General features: G+C 65.9%; 18 protein-coding genes. 14 read left to right on the forward strand and 4 right to left on the reverse strand.

All coding sequences use genetic code 11. The annotated features are described in order from the left end of the window. Nucleotides 1-9: 9 nt before the first annotated feature. The 4 genes from NDI89_RS19025 to NDI89_RS19040 all read left to right on the forward strand — a co-directional run bounded on the left by NDI89_RS19025 (nt 10) and on the right by NDI89_RS19040 (nt 3692). The gene (locus NDI89_RS19025) at nt 10-645 is read left to right on the forward strand and encodes an isochorismatase family protein (RefSeq protein ID WP_277523842.1); all 636 of its coding nucleotides are present in this window, start codon (nt 10-12) and stop codon (nt 643-645) included. 92 nt (nt 646-737) lie between these two features. Next, nucleotides 738-2363: a hydroxysqualene dehydroxylase gene (locus NDI89_RS19030; RefSeq protein ID WP_277523844.1), complete on the forward strand. Its 1626-nt coding sequence runs from the start codon at nt 738-740 to the stop codon at nt 2361-2363. 92 nt (nt 2364-2455) lie between these two features. Further along, nucleotides 2456-3394, forward strand: coding sequence for a tetratricopeptide repeat protein (locus NDI89_RS19035; RefSeq protein ID WP_277523846.1), 939 nt, complete (start codon nt 2456-2458; stop codon nt 3392-3394). Nucleotides 3395-3398: 4 nt separating this feature from the next. After that, nucleotides 3399-3692, forward strand: a complete 294-nt coding sequence (locus tag NDI89_RS19040; RefSeq protein ID WP_277523850.1) for a DUF424 domain-containing protein — start codon at nt 3399-3401, stop codon at nt 3690-3692. 101 nt (nt 3693-3793) lie between these two features. Here NDI89_RS19040 and NDI89_RS19045 read toward each other — a convergent pair whose 3' ends face one another. Together NDI89_RS19045 and NDI89_RS19050 are read right to left on the reverse strand one after the other, a co-directional pair. Beyond that, a complete protein-coding gene (locus NDI89_RS19045) occupies nt 3794-4669 on the reverse strand; it encodes an ABC transporter permease (protein ID WP_277523852.1) in 876 nt (291 codons plus the stop codon). Further along, entirely contained in the window at nt 4666-5631 is a 966-nt protein-coding gene (locus tag NDI89_RS19050) for an ABC transporter ATP-binding protein (protein WP_277523854.1), read from the reverse strand. The genes NDI89_RS19045 and NDI89_RS19050 overlap by 4 nt, the downstream gene beginning before the upstream one ends. Nucleotides 5632-5733: 102 nt before the next feature. Here NDI89_RS19050 and NDI89_RS19055 point away from each other — a divergent pair, with 102 nt between their 5' ends. The 7 genes from NDI89_RS19055 (at nt 5734) to NDI89_RS19085 (ending at nt 10194) form a co-directional block, all read left to right on the forward strand. Continuing rightward, nucleotides 5734-6075 carry a winged helix-turn-helix domain-containing protein gene (locus NDI89_RS19055; RefSeq protein WP_277523856.1) on the forward strand — a complete coding sequence of 114 codons (342 nt, stop codon included), beginning with the start codon at nt 5734-5736 and terminating at the stop codon, nt 6073-6075. A gap of 5 nt (nt 6076-6080) precedes the next feature. Continuing rightward, the gene (locus NDI89_RS19060) at nt 6081-6398 is read left to right on the forward strand and encodes a hypothetical protein (RefSeq protein WP_277523858.1); all 318 of its coding nucleotides are present in this window, start codon (nt 6081-6083) and stop codon (nt 6396-6398) included. A 43-nt stretch (nt 6399-6441) separates the two neighbouring features. Then, nucleotides 6442-6798 carry a DUF7521 family protein gene (locus NDI89_RS19065; protein WP_277523860.1) on the forward strand — a complete coding sequence of 119 codons (357 nt, stop codon included), beginning with the start codon at nt 6442-6444 and terminating at the stop codon, nt 6796-6798. After that, nucleotides 6795-7658, forward strand: a complete 864-nt coding sequence (locus NDI89_RS19070) for a sensor domain-containing protein (RefSeq protein ID WP_277523861.1) — start codon at nt 6795-6797, stop codon at nt 7656-7658. Before NDI89_RS19065 ends, NDI89_RS19070 begins: the two co-directional genes overlap by 4 nt. Before the next feature lie 358 nt (nt 7659-8016). Beyond that, on the forward strand, nt 8017-9264 hold the full coding sequence (locus tag NDI89_RS19075; RefSeq protein ID WP_277523863.1) for an aminotransferase class V-fold PLP-dependent enzyme: 1248 nt from the start codon (nt 8017-8019) through the stop codon (nt 9262-9264). A gap of 208 nt (nt 9265-9472) precedes the next feature. Further along, on the forward strand, nt 9473-9775 hold the full coding sequence (locus tag NDI89_RS19080) for an AbrB/MazE/SpoVT family DNA-binding domain-containing protein (RefSeq protein ID WP_277523865.1): 303 nt from the start codon (nt 9473-9475) through the stop codon (nt 9773-9775). Continuing rightward, nucleotides 9772-10194 (forward strand): PIN domain-containing protein, encoded by a 423-nt coding sequence (locus tag NDI89_RS19085; RefSeq protein ID WP_277523867.1) that lies wholly within the window; start codon nt 9772-9774, stop codon nt 10192-10194. Before NDI89_RS19080 ends, NDI89_RS19085 begins: the two co-directional genes overlap by 4 nt. A gap of 19 nt (nt 10195-10213) precedes the next feature. Here the strand turns inward: NDI89_RS19085 and NDI89_RS19090 are convergent, their stop codons facing one another. Then, nucleotides 10214-10438 carry a hypothetical protein gene (locus tag NDI89_RS19090; protein WP_277523869.1) on the reverse strand — a complete coding sequence of 75 codons (225 nt, stop codon included), beginning with the start codon at nt 10436-10438 and terminating at the stop codon, nt 10214-10216. Between the two features lie 438 nt (nt 10439-10876). On the opposite strand from NDI89_RS19090, the gene NDI89_RS19095 reads away from it, so the two are divergent. The 3 genes from NDI89_RS19095 (at nt 10877) to sufU (ending at nt 12639) form a co-directional block, all read left to right on the forward strand. After that, nucleotides 10877-11356, forward strand: a complete 480-nt coding sequence (locus NDI89_RS19095) for a response regulator (protein WP_277523871.1) — start codon at nt 10877-10879, stop codon at nt 11354-11356. A gap of 59 nt (nt 11357-11415) precedes the next feature. Beyond that, nucleotides 11416-12048: an HD domain-containing protein gene (locus NDI89_RS19100; RefSeq protein ID WP_277523872.1), complete on the forward strand. Its 633-nt coding sequence runs from the start codon at nt 11416-11418 to the stop codon at nt 12046-12048. Nucleotides 12049-12216: 168 nt separating this feature from the next. Next, nucleotides 12217-12639 (forward strand): Fe-S cluster assembly sulfur transfer protein SufU, encoded by a 423-nt coding sequence (sufU, locus tag NDI89_RS19105; protein ID WP_277523874.1) that lies wholly within the window; start codon nt 12217-12219, stop codon nt 12637-12639. Between the two features lie 208 nt (nt 12640-12847). Here sufU and radA read toward each other — a convergent pair whose 3' ends face one another. Further along, nucleotides 12848-13879 carry a DNA repair and recombination protein RadA gene (gene radA, locus NDI89_RS19110; protein ID WP_277523876.1) on the reverse strand — a complete coding sequence of 344 codons (1032 nt, stop codon included), beginning with the start codon at nt 13877-13879 and terminating at the stop codon, nt 12848-12850. Nucleotides 13880-14013 lie beyond the last annotated feature (134 nt).

A 14013-nucleotide genomic window follows, 5' to 3' on the forward strand; every position in this document is an offset into this window, starting at 1 on the left:
ACCCAAATTATGGACTGGATCGACGACACCGAGGACCGGTACGACGACCGCGAGTTCGGCGAGAGCGTCGGCATGGGAGAACGGCCGGCGCTGCTCGTCATCGACTTGATCAACGCGTTCACCGATCCGGAGTCGAATCTCGGGTCGGACGTCGACGACGTCCTCGAGGAGACGGCGCGGCTGCTCGAGGCGTTCCGAGAACGCGACCTGCCGCGGTACTTCACGACCGTCGCGTTCGAGGAGTCCTACGGCGACGCGGGGATGTTCGTCGAGAAGGTCCCCGCGCTCAAGGAGCTCCGGCTCGGGACCGACCGCGTCGAGGTCGACGATCGGATCGCGCCGCTCGACGACGAGCGCGTCATTTTGAAGAAGTACGCCAGCGCCTTCTTCGGGACCGACCTCCAGTCGGAGCTGACCACCGAGCGCGTGGACACCCTCGTCATCGTCGGCGTCACGACCAGCGGCTGCGTCCGCGCGACGGCGGTCGATAGCCTCCAGCACGGCTACCGCACGATCGTCCCCGCCGACGCGGTCGGCGACAGAGCGGAGGGGCCACACCGCGCGAACCTCCTCGACATCGACGCCAAGTACGGCGACGTCGTGACGACCGACGCGGTCCTCGAGCACCTCGCCGGCGACGACTGACGACCGCGCGAGGCCTGGAGCGATCGATCTCCGGCTCGAGGGATTCGTAGTTAGGGACGCCCGTTATGTCGATCCGTCCCCGAGAGCGGCTAATGACCGACGTTGCCGTACTCGGTGGCGGAATCGGCGGCCTCACGGCGGCGCACGAACTCGCCGAGCGCGGGTACGACGTGACCGTCTTCGAGGCGAACGACCGCTTCGGCGGGAAGGCCCGATCGATGCCGATCGCGGACGATCCGGCCGCGCTCCACGGCGAACACGGATTCCGGTTCTTCCCGGCGTTCTACCGCCACGTCGTCGATACGATGAGGCGGATTCCCGACGGCGCCGGAACCGTCGAAGACAACCTCGTCGAGACCGAAGCGACGCTGATCGCGAGCACCGCGGATTCGGGGCGGATCGCGGAGACCCGCACGCCCGATTCGGTTCGGGGCTGGCTCGAGGCGCTTCGCCCGGCCTTCGCCGAGGACCTGCCCCGCAGTGACGTCCGGTTCCTGCTCGAGCGGCTGCTGTACCTGCTGACCGCCTGCGATGCCCGTCGCGAGGAGGAACTCGACGACATCTCCTGGTGGGAGTTCATCGACGCCGAGAACCGATCGCAGGAGTTCCGCGATCGACTCGCGTACGCGACCCAGGCGCTCGTCGCCCTCCGGCCGCAGGTCGGGAGCGCCCGGACGGTCGGCACCATCTACCTGCAGTTACTGTTCGGCCAGCTCGATCCGACTGAGTCGACCGAACGGGTCCTGAACGCGCCGACGAACGAGGCCTGGATCGATCCGTGGATCGCCCACCTCGAGACGCTGGGCGTCGAGTTCCGGCCGAACACCCCCGTACGTGGCCTCGAGTTCGACGGACGCCGCGTTACCGGCGCCGAACTCGTCGACGGGCAGACGGTCACTGTCGACGAGTTCGTGCTGGCCGTCCCGGTCGAAGTCGCTCCCGAGTTCGTCACGCCGGAGTTACGCCGGGAAGCGCCGGAACTGGGTCGGATCGACCGCCTCAATACGGCCTGGATGAACGGGATTCAATTCTACCTCACCGAGGACGTCGAGCTGACCCGGGGCCACCAGGTCTACGCCGACGCCCCCTGGGCGCTGACCTCGATCTCGCAGCGCCAGTTCTGGACGGACTACGACCTCGAGGGGCGCGGTCCTGACGAGGTCGAGGGCGTTCTCTCGGTCATCGCCTCCGACTGGGACGCGCCCGGAATCCACCACGAAAAGCCGGCCAGAGACTGTACGCGCGAGGAGATCGCCGAGGAGATATGGGCCCAGCTGAAGACCCACCTGAACGGGGCCGATCAGCAGTTGCGGGACGACATGGTGGTCGACTGGTTCCTCGATCCCTCGATCGTCGAAACGGACGCCGGGGTCGAAAACCGCTCGCCGCTGTTGATCAACACCGTCGGGTCGCTCCGACGGCGGCCGCCGGCCGACGTCGGCGTGGGAAACCTCACCCTGGCGAGCGACTACGTGCGAACGAACTCCGATCTGGCATCGATGGAGTCGGCCAACGAGGCCGGTCGCCGCGCGGCGAACGCGATCCTCGACCGACACGGCGGCCGGGGCCGGGCGCAGGTCTGGGAGCTCAGAGAGCCCGCGGTGTTCGAGCCGCTCAAGCGCCAGGATCGGGTCCGGTACCGGCTCGGACTGCCGCACCCGGCGGAGGTGACGCAGTCCCTTCGGGGAGTCACCAGACGCCTCGGTAACCGAGCCTGAGAGCCGCGTTCCGGAGGGGCTTCGGCGGTCTCTGAATCCCGCCGATACCCGGGTCGCAGCCCTTAACAGTCGTCGCCGCGACGTTCAACGTAATGACTGACCGAGACGACGATCGCGATCATCGCTTCTCCGAGGGAGAGGGGTTCGGCGATCCGTACGAGGAGTTCGACCTGGACCCGCCGGAGCTCGGCGTCGACCCGTCGAAGGTCGATCCCGTCGACTCCCGCGTCGTCACCGACACGCTCGACCAGCACAACATCGATCAGGACGACGTCGACGCGAGCGAGTTGCTCGACGTCGGCCTGAACTACATGCAGATCAACCGCTACGAGCAGGCCACCGACGCCTTCGAGCGGACCGCCCGCTACGCCGAGGACGAGAAACTCGCACAGGAAGCGTGGGTGAACAAGGGCGTCGCCCACGGCGAACTCGAGGAGTGGGACGAGGCCATCGGCGCCCACCGCGAGGCCCTGCGGATCGACGGCGAGAGCGAGCACGCGGCCACCGCCGAGACGAACCTCGCCTACGCGCTCTGGGAGTTCGGCGAGACGAGCGAGGCCTTAGAGCACGCCGAACGCGCCATCGAGATCGACGAGCGCTTCGCCGCCGGCTGGTTCAACCGCGCGTTCTTCCTCTCGGAGCGCGGGCTGGCCGAGGAGGCGCTCAACTGCGTCGACAACGCGATCCGGCTCGGCCTGCGCAACGCGAAGGTCCTCGAGACGAAAGCCGAGATCCTCGAGGAGCTCGGCGAGTTCGATCAGGCCGAGGAGATCGCCGAGGAAGCAAACCAGATGAAAGAGCAGGCCGAACAGGAGATGATGGACGACCGCGAAGAGATGTATGGGCAGGGCGGCGGCGGTCCCGGTACCGAAGCCGGCCGCGGCGGAGCCGGTGCCGGAGCGGGACGCGGCGGTGCGAACCGCCAGTCGCCGCCCCAGCGGCAGGGAGACATCGGGCTGGACGACCTCGGCGTCGCCGATCTCGGCGTCGACGACGAGGAGGACGAGGACCGCGAGTGGGAACTCGAGTGATCGGATGATCGTCAACGAACGGGAGACCCCGGAGGGATTGCTGGTCGCCGTCTGCGACGAGGACGTCCTCGGCGAGACGTTCGAGGAGGGCGAGCTCTCCCTGACCGTCACCGAGGAGTTCTACGGCGGCGATGAAGTCGACGAACGAGCGGTCCTCGAGAGTCTCGGCGAGGCGGCCGTCGCGAACATCGTCGGCACCCGCGCCGTCGAGCTCGCCGTCGAGGAGGGGTTCGTCGACGAGGCGAACGTCCTCGAGGTCGGGACGACGCTGCACGCGCAGTTGCTGCAGATGCAGTGACCGGAGCGGACCGCAACTGAGCGCCGGCGAATCCGACCGAGCGCCGGCGAGGACCGCTTTTCTGCGACCGATTCGACGGATCGAGAGCCCGCGACTCGCGCCTAGAGATCGGCTCGCTGGAACCGATAGTAGCCGATCGCGACGGGCACGACCGCCCAGACCACCAGGACGACGATACCGAACCAGTCCTGCAGGTAGAACGGCGCGTCGCCCGGGTAGCGTTCGGCGGGCGTCATCTGATAGGCCTCCATCGACTGCAGCCCGTACTGGAACTGGAAGGGGAAGATCGAGCCCTCGACGACGGTGTTGGCCAGATTGGTGTACGCGAAGATCGGGTTGAACTGCTCGAGGACCAGATACCACGTCTCGGCCTCGACCGGCACGGACTCGTCGTAGATGAGGTAGTACGGGCCGGCGGTGAGCAGTTCCCACAGGGCGATCAACACCATGTAGAGACCGACGACGATGGCCATCGACTTCCCGCGCGTGGAAACGGCGGCGGAGACGCCGACGGCCAGACCGACGAAGGTCGTCCCGAAGAGTAGTGACACCGCGGCGAAGCCGAGCCACTCGAGGAACGGGACCGAGCCGAAGAGGACCGCCCCGAGGACCAGCGAGACGAGGAAGGCGAGCCCGATGGCGACCCCCACGACGGCCGTCCGGCCGAGGAGTTTGCCGAAGACGACATCGGTCCGGTTCGGCGGCAGGCCGAGCAGGAGCTTGACGCTTCCCGACCGCCGTTCCCCGACGACGGCCATGTAGCCGGCGATCAGGGCGGCGACCGGTAGAATGACCTGCAACGGGACGCCGAGGAAGCTGAGGACTTCGGCAGCGGTGATATCGTCGGCCGTGTACCAGATTGCGACGTAGCCGACGGCGACGAGCCCGACGAGCAGCCCGATCAGCGACCAGAGGAGCTTCGACCGGCCGGCGTCCTCGAACTCCTTGCGAGCGACGGTCGCGATATGCGAGGTCATCGCGCCGCCTCCGTTTCGGTCGTCACCGCATCGGCCGTCCCGGATCGCCCCTCGTCGCCGTTCGTCAGCGCGGTAAACAGCGACTCGAGCGAGACCTCCTCGATCCGTACGTCCCGAATCGTCGCCCCCGCATCGGCGAGCGCGGTCACGACGGTCGCCTTCGCCGCCGGGTCGACGACCGATAGCTCGAGGGTGCGTCCGGAGGCCGTCGTGTCGGCGACCCCTTCCAGCGAGGTGACGAGATCGCGGGCCCACTCGGCGGGATCCGCGAGGGTCAGCGCCATCGTCGCACCGCCGCCGAGTTCCGCGCGGAGCCCGTCGATCGTGTCGACGGCGACGAGTTCGCCCTCGTTCAACACGCCGACGCGATCGCAAACCGCCTCGACGTGCTCGAGGATGTGACTCGAGAAGAAGACGGTCGTCCCGCGCTCGGCTTCGCCGCGGACGAGGTCCTGCATCTCGCGGATACCGTGGGGGTCGAGCCCCGTGGATGGTTCGTCCATGATGAGGAGGTCGGGATCGCCGACCAGAGCCATGCCGGTGGCGAGGCGCTGGCGCATCCCCTTGGAGTAGTCGCCGGCCGGGCGGTCGCCGTCCTCGGCCGAGAGCCCGACGCGCGCCAGGATTTCGTCCGGATCGTCGTCGGTCCCTTTCGTCTTCCCGGCGAACTCGAGGTGGCGTCGACCCGACAGGCGGGGATAGACGTCGAACCCCTCCGGCAGCACGCCGACGCGGGGACTGATGTCGTCGCTCTCGTCCTGAGCGTCGTACCCCAGTACCGTCGCCGAGCCCGCCGTCGGGCGCGTCAGGTCCAGTAGCATGTCGATCGTCGTCGACTTCCCCGCCCCGTTCGGGCCGAGAAAACCGAACACCTCGCCGTCGGCGACAGTGAGGTCGAGGTCGTCGACGGCGGTGATCTCCCCGTACTCCTTCGTCAATCCGGACGTCTCGATCGCAGTCATTCCGGTCGGCGCTACGTGCGCTGGGAAGGTAATCCGGGGCCCACAGTTTCACGCTCCGAAACTGTGGGTTCTTTTATATCATCCTGTCATACGAACGACCGAATGACCGACGATGAGGATCGGGAAGTGCTCGCCCTCCTCGACGACGAGTACGCGCGCCGCATCCTCATCGCCGCGAGCGAGGAACCGATGTCCGTCGACCGACTCACCGAGCGTTGCGACGCCTCCCCGCCGACGATCTATCGGCGGATCGAACGGCTCGCGGACCAGGGGTTCCTCGACGAATACCAGGAGCACGATCCGGATGGACACCACTACAAGACCTACAGCACCCGACTCGAGCGCGTTGCGATCGAGATCGCCGAGGGGTCGATGGAGATGGACGTGTATCGCCGCGACGAAGATCCCGCCGACCGGTTCACCCGGTTATTCGAGGACCTGTGATCGGCATGCTCGGCTTCCCCATCCAGACCGTCGACGGCGGCACGACGGCGGTCGCGATCGCGGTCTTCGCCGGACAGGCGACCGCCTTCGCGATCGCGTGTTGGGTCGCGAAACGCGCCTACGACGGGTACAGAGACGCCCGGCGGCCCCCGCTGCTCTGGCTGGCGCTCGGCATTACGCTGCTCGCCGCGGTGCCGACGATCATTCGCTTCCTGCTCCCGACGGTCTTCGGAGCGTCGTCGGTGATCACGGCCGTCCCCGCCAGCCTCAGCGAGATCGTCGGCCTCACCGCGATCCTCTACACCGTCTACGGCCGGCCGTGAGAGGAATCGCTACCGGTCGATGCGGCAGCCGGGGGTGCGACCGGTGACCGCGAGTATCGCTCCGCTCAGTGCCGCCGTGGGCTCCGTCCTCGAGGCGGTGACGACGGCGGTCGGTCTCGACGAGACGACGACGATCTTCTTCGCCGGGATGGCGAGCGCCGCGCTCGGGACGGTCGTGACCTGGACCGCCTATCGAGGGTACGCTCGCAACGCCAGCCGGCCGATGCTGTTCCTCGCCGTCGGCGTCGCCTTCCTCACCGTCGTCCCCTTCGTGCTATCACACGCGATCGACTGGGCGACCGGTGCGGCCGATGCGACGGTACTGCTCGTCGTCACCGCCTGCCACCTGCTCGGACTGCTCGCGATCGTTCGCTCGTTCAGGAGGCCCGATTCCGAATGAGATCGACGCGTCCGTCATCGCCCCTCACCGCGGCCGGAACAGCACTCGAACGCGCTCGGACCGCGAGCCGCTGGTTCTTCGGCGTCGCCGCTCGAAAACAGACGTACTACAATCTCCTGTATCTCTTGCTCGCGTTCCCGCTGGGGATGGGCTACTTCACCGTCCTCCTGACCGGATTTGCGGTCCCGATCGGTCTCGCGTTCGCGGTCGCCGATCTGGCCACGTCGGAACCCGTCGCGATCCTGTTCGCCGGGATTCCGCTCGCGCTCGTTCTGTTGGTCATGGGTGTTCCGAGCGTCCTGATCACTCTGTTCGCTTCGATCGAGTTGACCGCCCTCGAGCGAGTCCTCGCCGGTCGATTGCTCGGCGCCGACATTCCGACGTCCGAACCGCCTCGAGGCGTTCGCGAGCGGGTGCGACGGCTCGTCTCGGATCGCGGGACGTGGAAGGGTCTCGGGTACCTGTTCAGCAAGTTCGTACTGGGATTCGTCTCGTTTCTCCTCCTCACCGTTAGCTTCGCGTTCACGTACGTGCTGGTCGCCGCACCGCTGCACTACCGGAACGATCTGGTCGGCATCCACGTCGGCGATCCGATCGAGTTCGTCCCCGAACTCACGTACCAACACGACGGCTGGACCATCGACATCTCCCCGGTCACGCTCTCGATCGCCGACGGCGAGTTGATCTCCCTGTACGTCGACTCGCTTCCGGCGGCCCTGGTCGTCACGGCGGTCGGCGTCCTCGTCGGGCTCGTCGTCTTGCACCTCCTCAACGCCGTCGCGTGGCTGTCCGCCCGCTATGCGGAACTGCTGTTGGGGAACACGCAGCCGTCGATCGGCAGCCGGGTCGTCGACCGGTAACGCGTCGGCCGTTCGACCGCGGACGGTCGCTCCGCGTGGCCGATCCGACCGGTACCAAAATCGTTTGGGAACACTGATATGTCAAGGGAACCCTTACCGATGCATTGCGGCAGGGGCACCCACCAGACCACCCCCTCCCCCACCGACCCCTGCCGTTCACCTCCCGAATTCCGTTTCCACCCGCTCCCACCCCACTTGCCGTTTTGCGTTTCGGTCGTCGACCGAGCCCGAGAACCGGTGTCGAATTCCCGACGAACCCGCCCGATGGCGCAATTCGAGCCGGTTCGCCGAGATGCCGGAAAATCCCGCCACGTCCGGACCGAAGGAGTGTTTTGTGTCCGGTCCCTGCTAGTCACCAATGAGTCAACAGAACCTCGAGTCGCTCGACGTCGGGGCGATCCGGGAGGAGTTCCCGATCCTCCAGCGGGAGTTCAGCGGCGAGCAGCTCGTCTATCTCGACAACGCGGCGACGACCCAGACGCCCGATTCGGTCGTCGACGCGATGAGCGACTACTACCGGGAGTACAACGCGAACGTCCACCGCGGGATCCACCACCTGAGTCAGGAGGCCTCGATCGCCTACGAGGAGGCCCACGACCGCGTCGCCGAGTTCATCGGCGCGAGCGGCGGCCGCGAGGAGATCGTCTTCACGAAGAACACGACCGAAGCGGAGAACCTGGTCGGCTACTCGTGGGGGCTGAACGAACTCGGCCCCGGCGACGAGGTCGTCCTCACGGAGATGGAACACCACGCCTCGCTGGTCACGTGGCAGCAGATCGGCAAGCGCACGGGTGCCGACGTCAAGTACATCCGAGTCACGGAGGACGGCCGCCTCGACATGGATCACGCCCGCGAACTCATCACGGACGACACCGCGATGGTCTCGGCGGTTCACGTCTCGAACACGCTCGGGACCGTCAACCCCGTCTCCGAGCTCGTCGACATCGCCCACGACCGCGACGCGCTGGCGTTCATCGACGGCGCGCAGGCCGTCCCCAACCGCCCCGTCGACGTCGAGGCAATAGATGCCGACTTCTACGCCTTTTCCGGTCACAAGATGGCCGGCCCAACCGGGATCGGCGTCCTCTACGGCAAGGAGGAGATCCTCGAGTCGATGCAGCCGTACCTCTACGGCGGCGACATGATCACGAAGGTCACCTTCGAGGAGTCGACCTGGAACGAGCTCCCCTGGAAGTTCGAGGCCGGGACGCCACAGATCGCCGAAGCGGTCGGCCTCGTCGCCGCGATCGACTACCTCGAGGAGATCGGCATGGAGCGCATCGAGGCCCACGAGGAGGAGATGGCCCGCTACGCCTACGAACAACTCGACGCGGAGCCGGACGTCGAAATCTACGGCCCCGAACCCGGCTCCGATCGGGGCGGCCTCGTCAGCTTCAACCTCGAGAGCGTCCACGCCCACGACCTCGCCTCGATCATGAACGACCACGCGGTCGCGATCCGCGCCGGCGACCACTGCACCCAGCCGCTCCACGACAAGCTGGGGGTCGCGGCGTCGGCTCGAGCCTCCTTCTACGTCTACAACACGAAGGAGGAAATCGACAAGTTGGTCGACGCCATCGACGACGCGCGTCAGCTGTTCGCGTAAGCGAACGCCGATCACGAGGTGCTGTCGGCTATATTTTTCGACGCAGACCAGTGACCGAGAAGTAGCGAACGCGCCCGATACACGGCGCACCCAGCCACACCGGAGACTGACACCGGTGAGGAATCGAGCGGCGAACTGGTCCGACACCGCGGGAGGCCGTTACGAGTAGTGGAAACCCTTACCTATGAAGGAATCGTAGTTATGAATAATGAGTGCATCAGAATCATCGAGCGACTCTGAAAAGGAGATCGTCGCGGTCACCAAGCACGGTCAGGCGACGATTCCGAAGCGCTTCCGAGAGAAACTCGACATCGACGCCCCCGGGAAAGTGCTGTTCCGAGAGACCGACGACGGCACCGTCGTCGTCGAACGGGTTCGCTCCGCGAGCGAGATGCAGGGGTTCGCCGCGCGCAGCGACCCGTCCACCGACACCCCTGCGACTGAGCTCCTTCGCGACAAACGGGCGCAGGACAAGTCCGAGCGAGACGCCCAGTTTTCGTCGGACAAATGACGGCGACGGCCGATCGAATCGTCTTCGACGCCGAGCCGTTAGTCGCACACGCTGCCGACGAACCGGGCGCGTCCACCGTTGCGAACTACCTCGACGCAGTCAGCGTCGACGGCAGCGACGGCTACATCAGCTGGGTGACCGTCTCCGAGGTCCGGTATATCCTCGCTCGAAAATACGATCGCGACGTCGCCGACGAGTATCTCGAGTGGGTGTTCGAGCTCGGACTCGAGCCGATCGACGTCGAGCCGGTCTGGTTCGACGCGTCCGAGCACGTCCTTGCCTCCAATCCGGCACTGGGCGATTCGTTCGCGCTGGCGACCGCGACCCACGTCGACGCGACGCTACTGGTCGGTGGCGACGACGATTACGACGACATCACCGACGTGCCAATCGAGCGCCTTCGCGACGGCTCGAGCTAAGTGTATCCTCGAGCCCGACTCAGCCCCGCGGCGTCCGATCGAGGGTGCCCGGCAGCACCGAACAGCCGCAGGGTTCAGCGGTGCCGCTGCGCGGGCCAGTGACGGTCACGTTCGTGACGGGCTGGCCGCACACGGGGCAGTCGGGGAGTGAGAACACCCAGGGCTCGGGTGCGTCGCCCGTCTCGTCGGGATCGGATCGGTCGTCGCCGCTCGAGTCGCTGCCGGCCTCGCCGCGGTCGCTCATCGCGCCCTCCGCGGGTCGCGAGCGCGGGACAGAGCCGGAGCAGCCGCTGGTTCTCGAGGTTGATTCCACTGTCGTTCGGGACGTTTATATCCCGGTAGGATGTACGCAGTCATGCTTCGAGACCCTCTCGGGTTTGGAAGCAAGTCTCGGGTGCTGTGACACCCGGGGCATTTCGAGGCATGCCCCCTCCGCTCTCGCGTTTGGAGCCTTCCTTCCGATTAGATCGTTTACCTATAGTTACTTATATCTACTGCTAATGGTTCAGATAACTAGCCGACGGTGCATCGACCACCCCGGAATCACCCCAGCCCAGCGCACGGTGACTCCCTCGACTCGTTATCACGGTCGCTGCACTCGATTTCGTGAGTGTTCGCGGACTGAGACTGTCCAATTCGGCCGACAGCGGGGTTTTAACCCCCTGAATCCTACGTGTGGAAAATGAGTACGGACGAAGAGCAACCGGACGAACCGATCGATATCCTCCTGGTGGAACCGAATCCCGGCGACAGCCGCCTCTTCGAGGAGAATTTCAGAGACGGAAAGCTCGTCAACACCGTCGATATCGTCCCCGACGGAGAGGAAGCGCTCGATTTCGTCCATCAGCGAAACGAGTACGCGGACAGAGAGTGTCCGGACATCGTCCTCCTCGAGCCCCAGCTTCCCGGCAAGAGCGGGATCGAGGTCCTCTCGGAGCTGAAAAACGACCCCGGGTTGAGCGATATTCCGGTCATCGTGCTCACGAGTTCGGACGCGGGAGAGAAGATCGTGCAGTCGCACGGGATCGAGGCGGACAGCTATATGCAAAAACCGCTCGAGCCCGGGGATTTCGTCGACTTCGTCCGGTCGATCGAGGAGTTCTGGGTCGCGATCGTCCAAAGGTCGGCGGAGCAACCCGCAACCGATTCGAATCGGAACTGACCGACGACCGCCGTCGATGACGGCGCGCTTATGCCCCGGTCGCCGGAACACGACCGACGATGCTCGAGGCAGTTCGCGACCGCGCCCGGTCGTATTTCACCGATGCATCGCCGGCCCACGACTGGCACCACGTCCAGCGGGTCGACGCGCTCGCCGAGACGCTTGTCGCCCGACATCCCGAGGAGGCCGAGGAACGAGTCGTCCGCCTCGCCGTCGTCCTCCACGATATCGGCCGCACGCGGGAAGACCGCGGCGAGATCGACGATCACGCGAGCTGGGGTGCGCGGAAGGGCGGCCGAATCCTCCGCGATCTCGGCGCGGAAACGGACACGATCGAACGCGTCCAGCACTGCATCCGCGCCCACCGCTACTCGACCGATATCGAGCCCGCGACGCTCGAGGCGAAACTCGTCTCCGACGCGGACAACCTCGACGCGCTCGGTGCGGTCGGCATCGCTCGCGTGTTCTCCTACGGCGGCGAGATCGGGGACCCGATCCACGACCCCGGCCGGCCCGTCGAGGCGGACGACACCGACGCCGGCGCGACCCAGTACAATCACGTCCACAAGAAGATTCTCGACCTCCCGGCCCGGATGTACACCGACGTCGGTCGGGACCTCGCCGCGGATCGGGCGGGATTCGTTCGCGAGTACCTCGAGCGGTTCGACGGGGAAGTCGCGGGCGAGCAGTGAGGAACTGACGGCCTCGAGACGAAGTCCGGTAGTCCCAGGTGTGTAGCCGATCGGATCGTCGGGTCCTCGAGAACCGAGCAACGGCCCCGAACCCGCCGAATCCCGGTCTGACCGCCCGTTCCGGCCCCGGAACCCTTTTACAACTCACTGGCCTATCCGTATCCAACGATGGGACTGGGCTCCGATATGTACCGACAGCAGATCCTCGACCACTACAAGAACCCCCGGAACTACGGGGAGCTCGAGGATCCGACATTCACCCACATCGGGGAGAACCCGATGTGCGGCGACGAGATTCGCATGGACGTCAAACTCGCCGACGACGAGGAGACGATCGAGCGGGTCGCCTTCCGGGGCGACGGCTGTGCGATCAGCCAGGCCTCCGCCAGCATGCTCTCGGGGAAACTGGCCGGGAAGACGATCGACGAACTCCACGAGATGGATCGCGACGACGTCGTCGACATGCTCGGCGTCGACATCTCGCCGATGCGGATCAAGTGCGCAGTGTTAGCCGAGAAGGTCGCCCAGGACGGCGCGGAGATCTACCAGGGCGAACTCGACGTCGACAAGACGACGACCGAAGACGACTGAGTCGACCGAGGACCCGCCGCAGTTCGGTTTTTCCTGTACTCAGTTTTACGCCGACGGCATCCGGTTCCACCTCACATACGGGTCGATGAGAGCGGAGGCGACCGTCGGATCGCGATGACACCCATCGCTGTTCGAATAGCGAGTCGTGAGAAACGAGACGAATCGCCTTCCGTCCGCGGACACGAAGCCGAGCGATCGCTCTAACCGATTACTCCGGCTTCAGACCCGCATCCTGAACGCGCATGACGGCCTCGCCGTCGGCCAGGTTCGGCGCGTCGACCAGTCGGACGATCCGCTTGTCGCCCTTGGACTTGCGGAGGTAGATCCGGAACGTCGACTTGTGGCCCAGAATGTTGCCACCGATCGGCTGGGTCGGGTCGCCGAAGTAGGAGTCGGGGTTCGAGGCGACCTGGTTCGTGACGATGACGGCGGCGTTGTAGAGGTTCCCGACCTTGTCGAGGTCGTGAAGGTGCTTGTTGAGCTTCTGCTGTCGATCCGCGAGCTCGCCACGACCGACGTACTCCGCGCGGAAGTGAGCGGTCAGCGAGTCGACGCAGAGCAGTCGAACGGGATACTCGGAATCCTCGTGTTCGCCGGCGAGCTCCTTCGCCTTCTCGGCGAGCAGCATCTGGTGGTTGGAGTTGAACGCCTTCGCGACGTGGATCTTCTCGAGGACATCCTCGACGAGCGCGTCGACCGCCTCCTCGTCGTCGGCCGAGCCCTCGATCTCGCGGTCCTCGAGCGTCGCGTCGATGGCCTCGTCCGGCAGCCCGCGAACCATGTCGTCGATCCGCTCGGGGCGGAAGGTGTCCTCGGAGTCCACGAAGATGGCGCTCCCGTGGAGGCCACCGACCTCCTGGGGAAGCTGGACGTTGACCGCCATCTGGTGGGTGACCTGGGACTTGCCGGCACCGAACTCGCCGTAGACTTCGGTGATCGACTGCGTCTCGATCCCGCCGCCGAGCAGGTCGTCGACCTCGTCGATGTGCCAGCTCAGCTTGCCGATCTCGTTTCGTCGCTCGAGTACCGTCGAGCCGGTTTCGAAGCCGCCGATGTCGGCGGCGCCTCGGGCGGCGCGAACGATGTCCGCGGCCGTGGACTCGCCGACGTCGGCCGTGTTCGACAGTTCGGCCGGCGCGGCGACGGCGAGGCTCTGATACGAATCGAAGCCTGCCTCGTGAAGTTTGTCTGCGGTCGCCGGTCCGACGCCGGGGAGCTCCTCGAGATCTGATTCGGGCATACTCCCTCGTTGTGCCGGACCCCTCATAAACCCTCGTTAACAGGGAAGTGAAAGTGAAAGTGCCGGCGGGCACCGGGGTGGATCGGAACCGGTGCAGTGAGTGTAGAAGAGAAGGCGAGTCGCGACGACGCAAA

This window comes from Natrinema salsiterrestre, assembly GCF_029502005.1.
GTDB lineage: Archaea > Halobacteriota > Halobacteria > Halobacteriales > Natrialbaceae > Natrinema > Natrinema salsiterrestre.

Bases quoted from the DNA above. Each gene is read 5' to 3' on its own strand.
- NDI89_RS19025 (WP_277523842.1), top strand. From the start codon at position 10: ATGGACTGGATCGACGACACCGAGGACCGGTACGACGACCGCGAGTTC.
- NDI89_RS19030 (WP_277523844.1), top strand. From the start codon at position 738: ATGACCGACGTTGCCGTACTCGGTGGCGGAATCGGCGGCCTCACGGCG.
- NDI89_RS19035 (WP_277523846.1), top strand. From the start codon at position 2,456: ATGACTGACCGAGACGACGATCGCGATCATCGCTTCTCCGAGGGAGAG.
- NDI89_RS19040 (WP_277523850.1), top strand. From the start codon at position 3,399: ATGATCGTCAACGAACGGGAGACCCCGGAGGGATTGCTGGTCGCCGTC.
- NDI89_RS19045 (WP_277523852.1), bottom strand. From the start codon at position 4,669: ATGACCTCGCATATCGCGACCGTCGCTCGCAAGGAGTTCGAGGACGCC.
- NDI89_RS19050 (WP_277523854.1), bottom strand. From the start codon at position 5,631: ATGACTGCGATCGAGACGTCCGGATTGACGAAGGAGTACGGGGAGATC.
- NDI89_RS19055 (WP_277523856.1), top strand. From the start codon at position 5,734: ATGACCGACGATGAGGATCGGGAAGTGCTCGCCCTCCTCGACGACGAG.
- NDI89_RS19060 (WP_277523858.1), top strand. From the start codon at position 6,081: ATGCTCGGCTTCCCCATCCAGACCGTCGACGGCGGCACGACGGCGGTC.
- NDI89_RS19070 (WP_277523861.1), top strand. From the start codon at position 6,795: ATGAGATCGACGCGTCCGTCATCGCCCCTCACCGCGGCCGGAACAGCA.
- NDI89_RS19075 (WP_277523863.1), top strand. From the start codon at position 8,017: ATGAGTCAACAGAACCTCGAGTCGCTCGACGTCGGGGCGATCCGGGAG.
- NDI89_RS19080 (WP_277523865.1), top strand. From the start codon at position 9,473: ATGAGTGCATCAGAATCATCGAGCGACTCTGAAAAGGAGATCGTCGCG.
- NDI89_RS19085 (WP_277523867.1), top strand. From the start codon at position 9,772: ATGACGGCGACGGCCGATCGAATCGTCTTCGACGCCGAGCCGTTAGTC.
- NDI89_RS19090 (WP_277523869.1), bottom strand. From the start codon at position 10,438: ATGAGCGACCGCGGCGAGGCCGGCAGCGACTCGAGCGGCGACGACCGA.
- NDI89_RS19095 (WP_277523871.1), top strand. From the start codon at position 10,877: ATGAGTACGGACGAAGAGCAACCGGACGAACCGATCGATATCCTCCTG.
- NDI89_RS19100 (WP_277523872.1), top strand. From the start codon at position 11,416: ATGCTCGAGGCAGTTCGCGACCGCGCCCGGTCGTATTTCACCGATGCA.
- sufU (WP_277523874.1), top strand. From the start codon at position 12,217: ATGGGACTGGGCTCCGATATGTACCGACAGCAGATCCTCGACCACTAC.
- radA (WP_277523876.1), bottom strand. From the start codon at position 13,879: ATGCCCGAATCAGATCTCGAGGAGCTCCCCGGCGTCGGACCGGCGACC.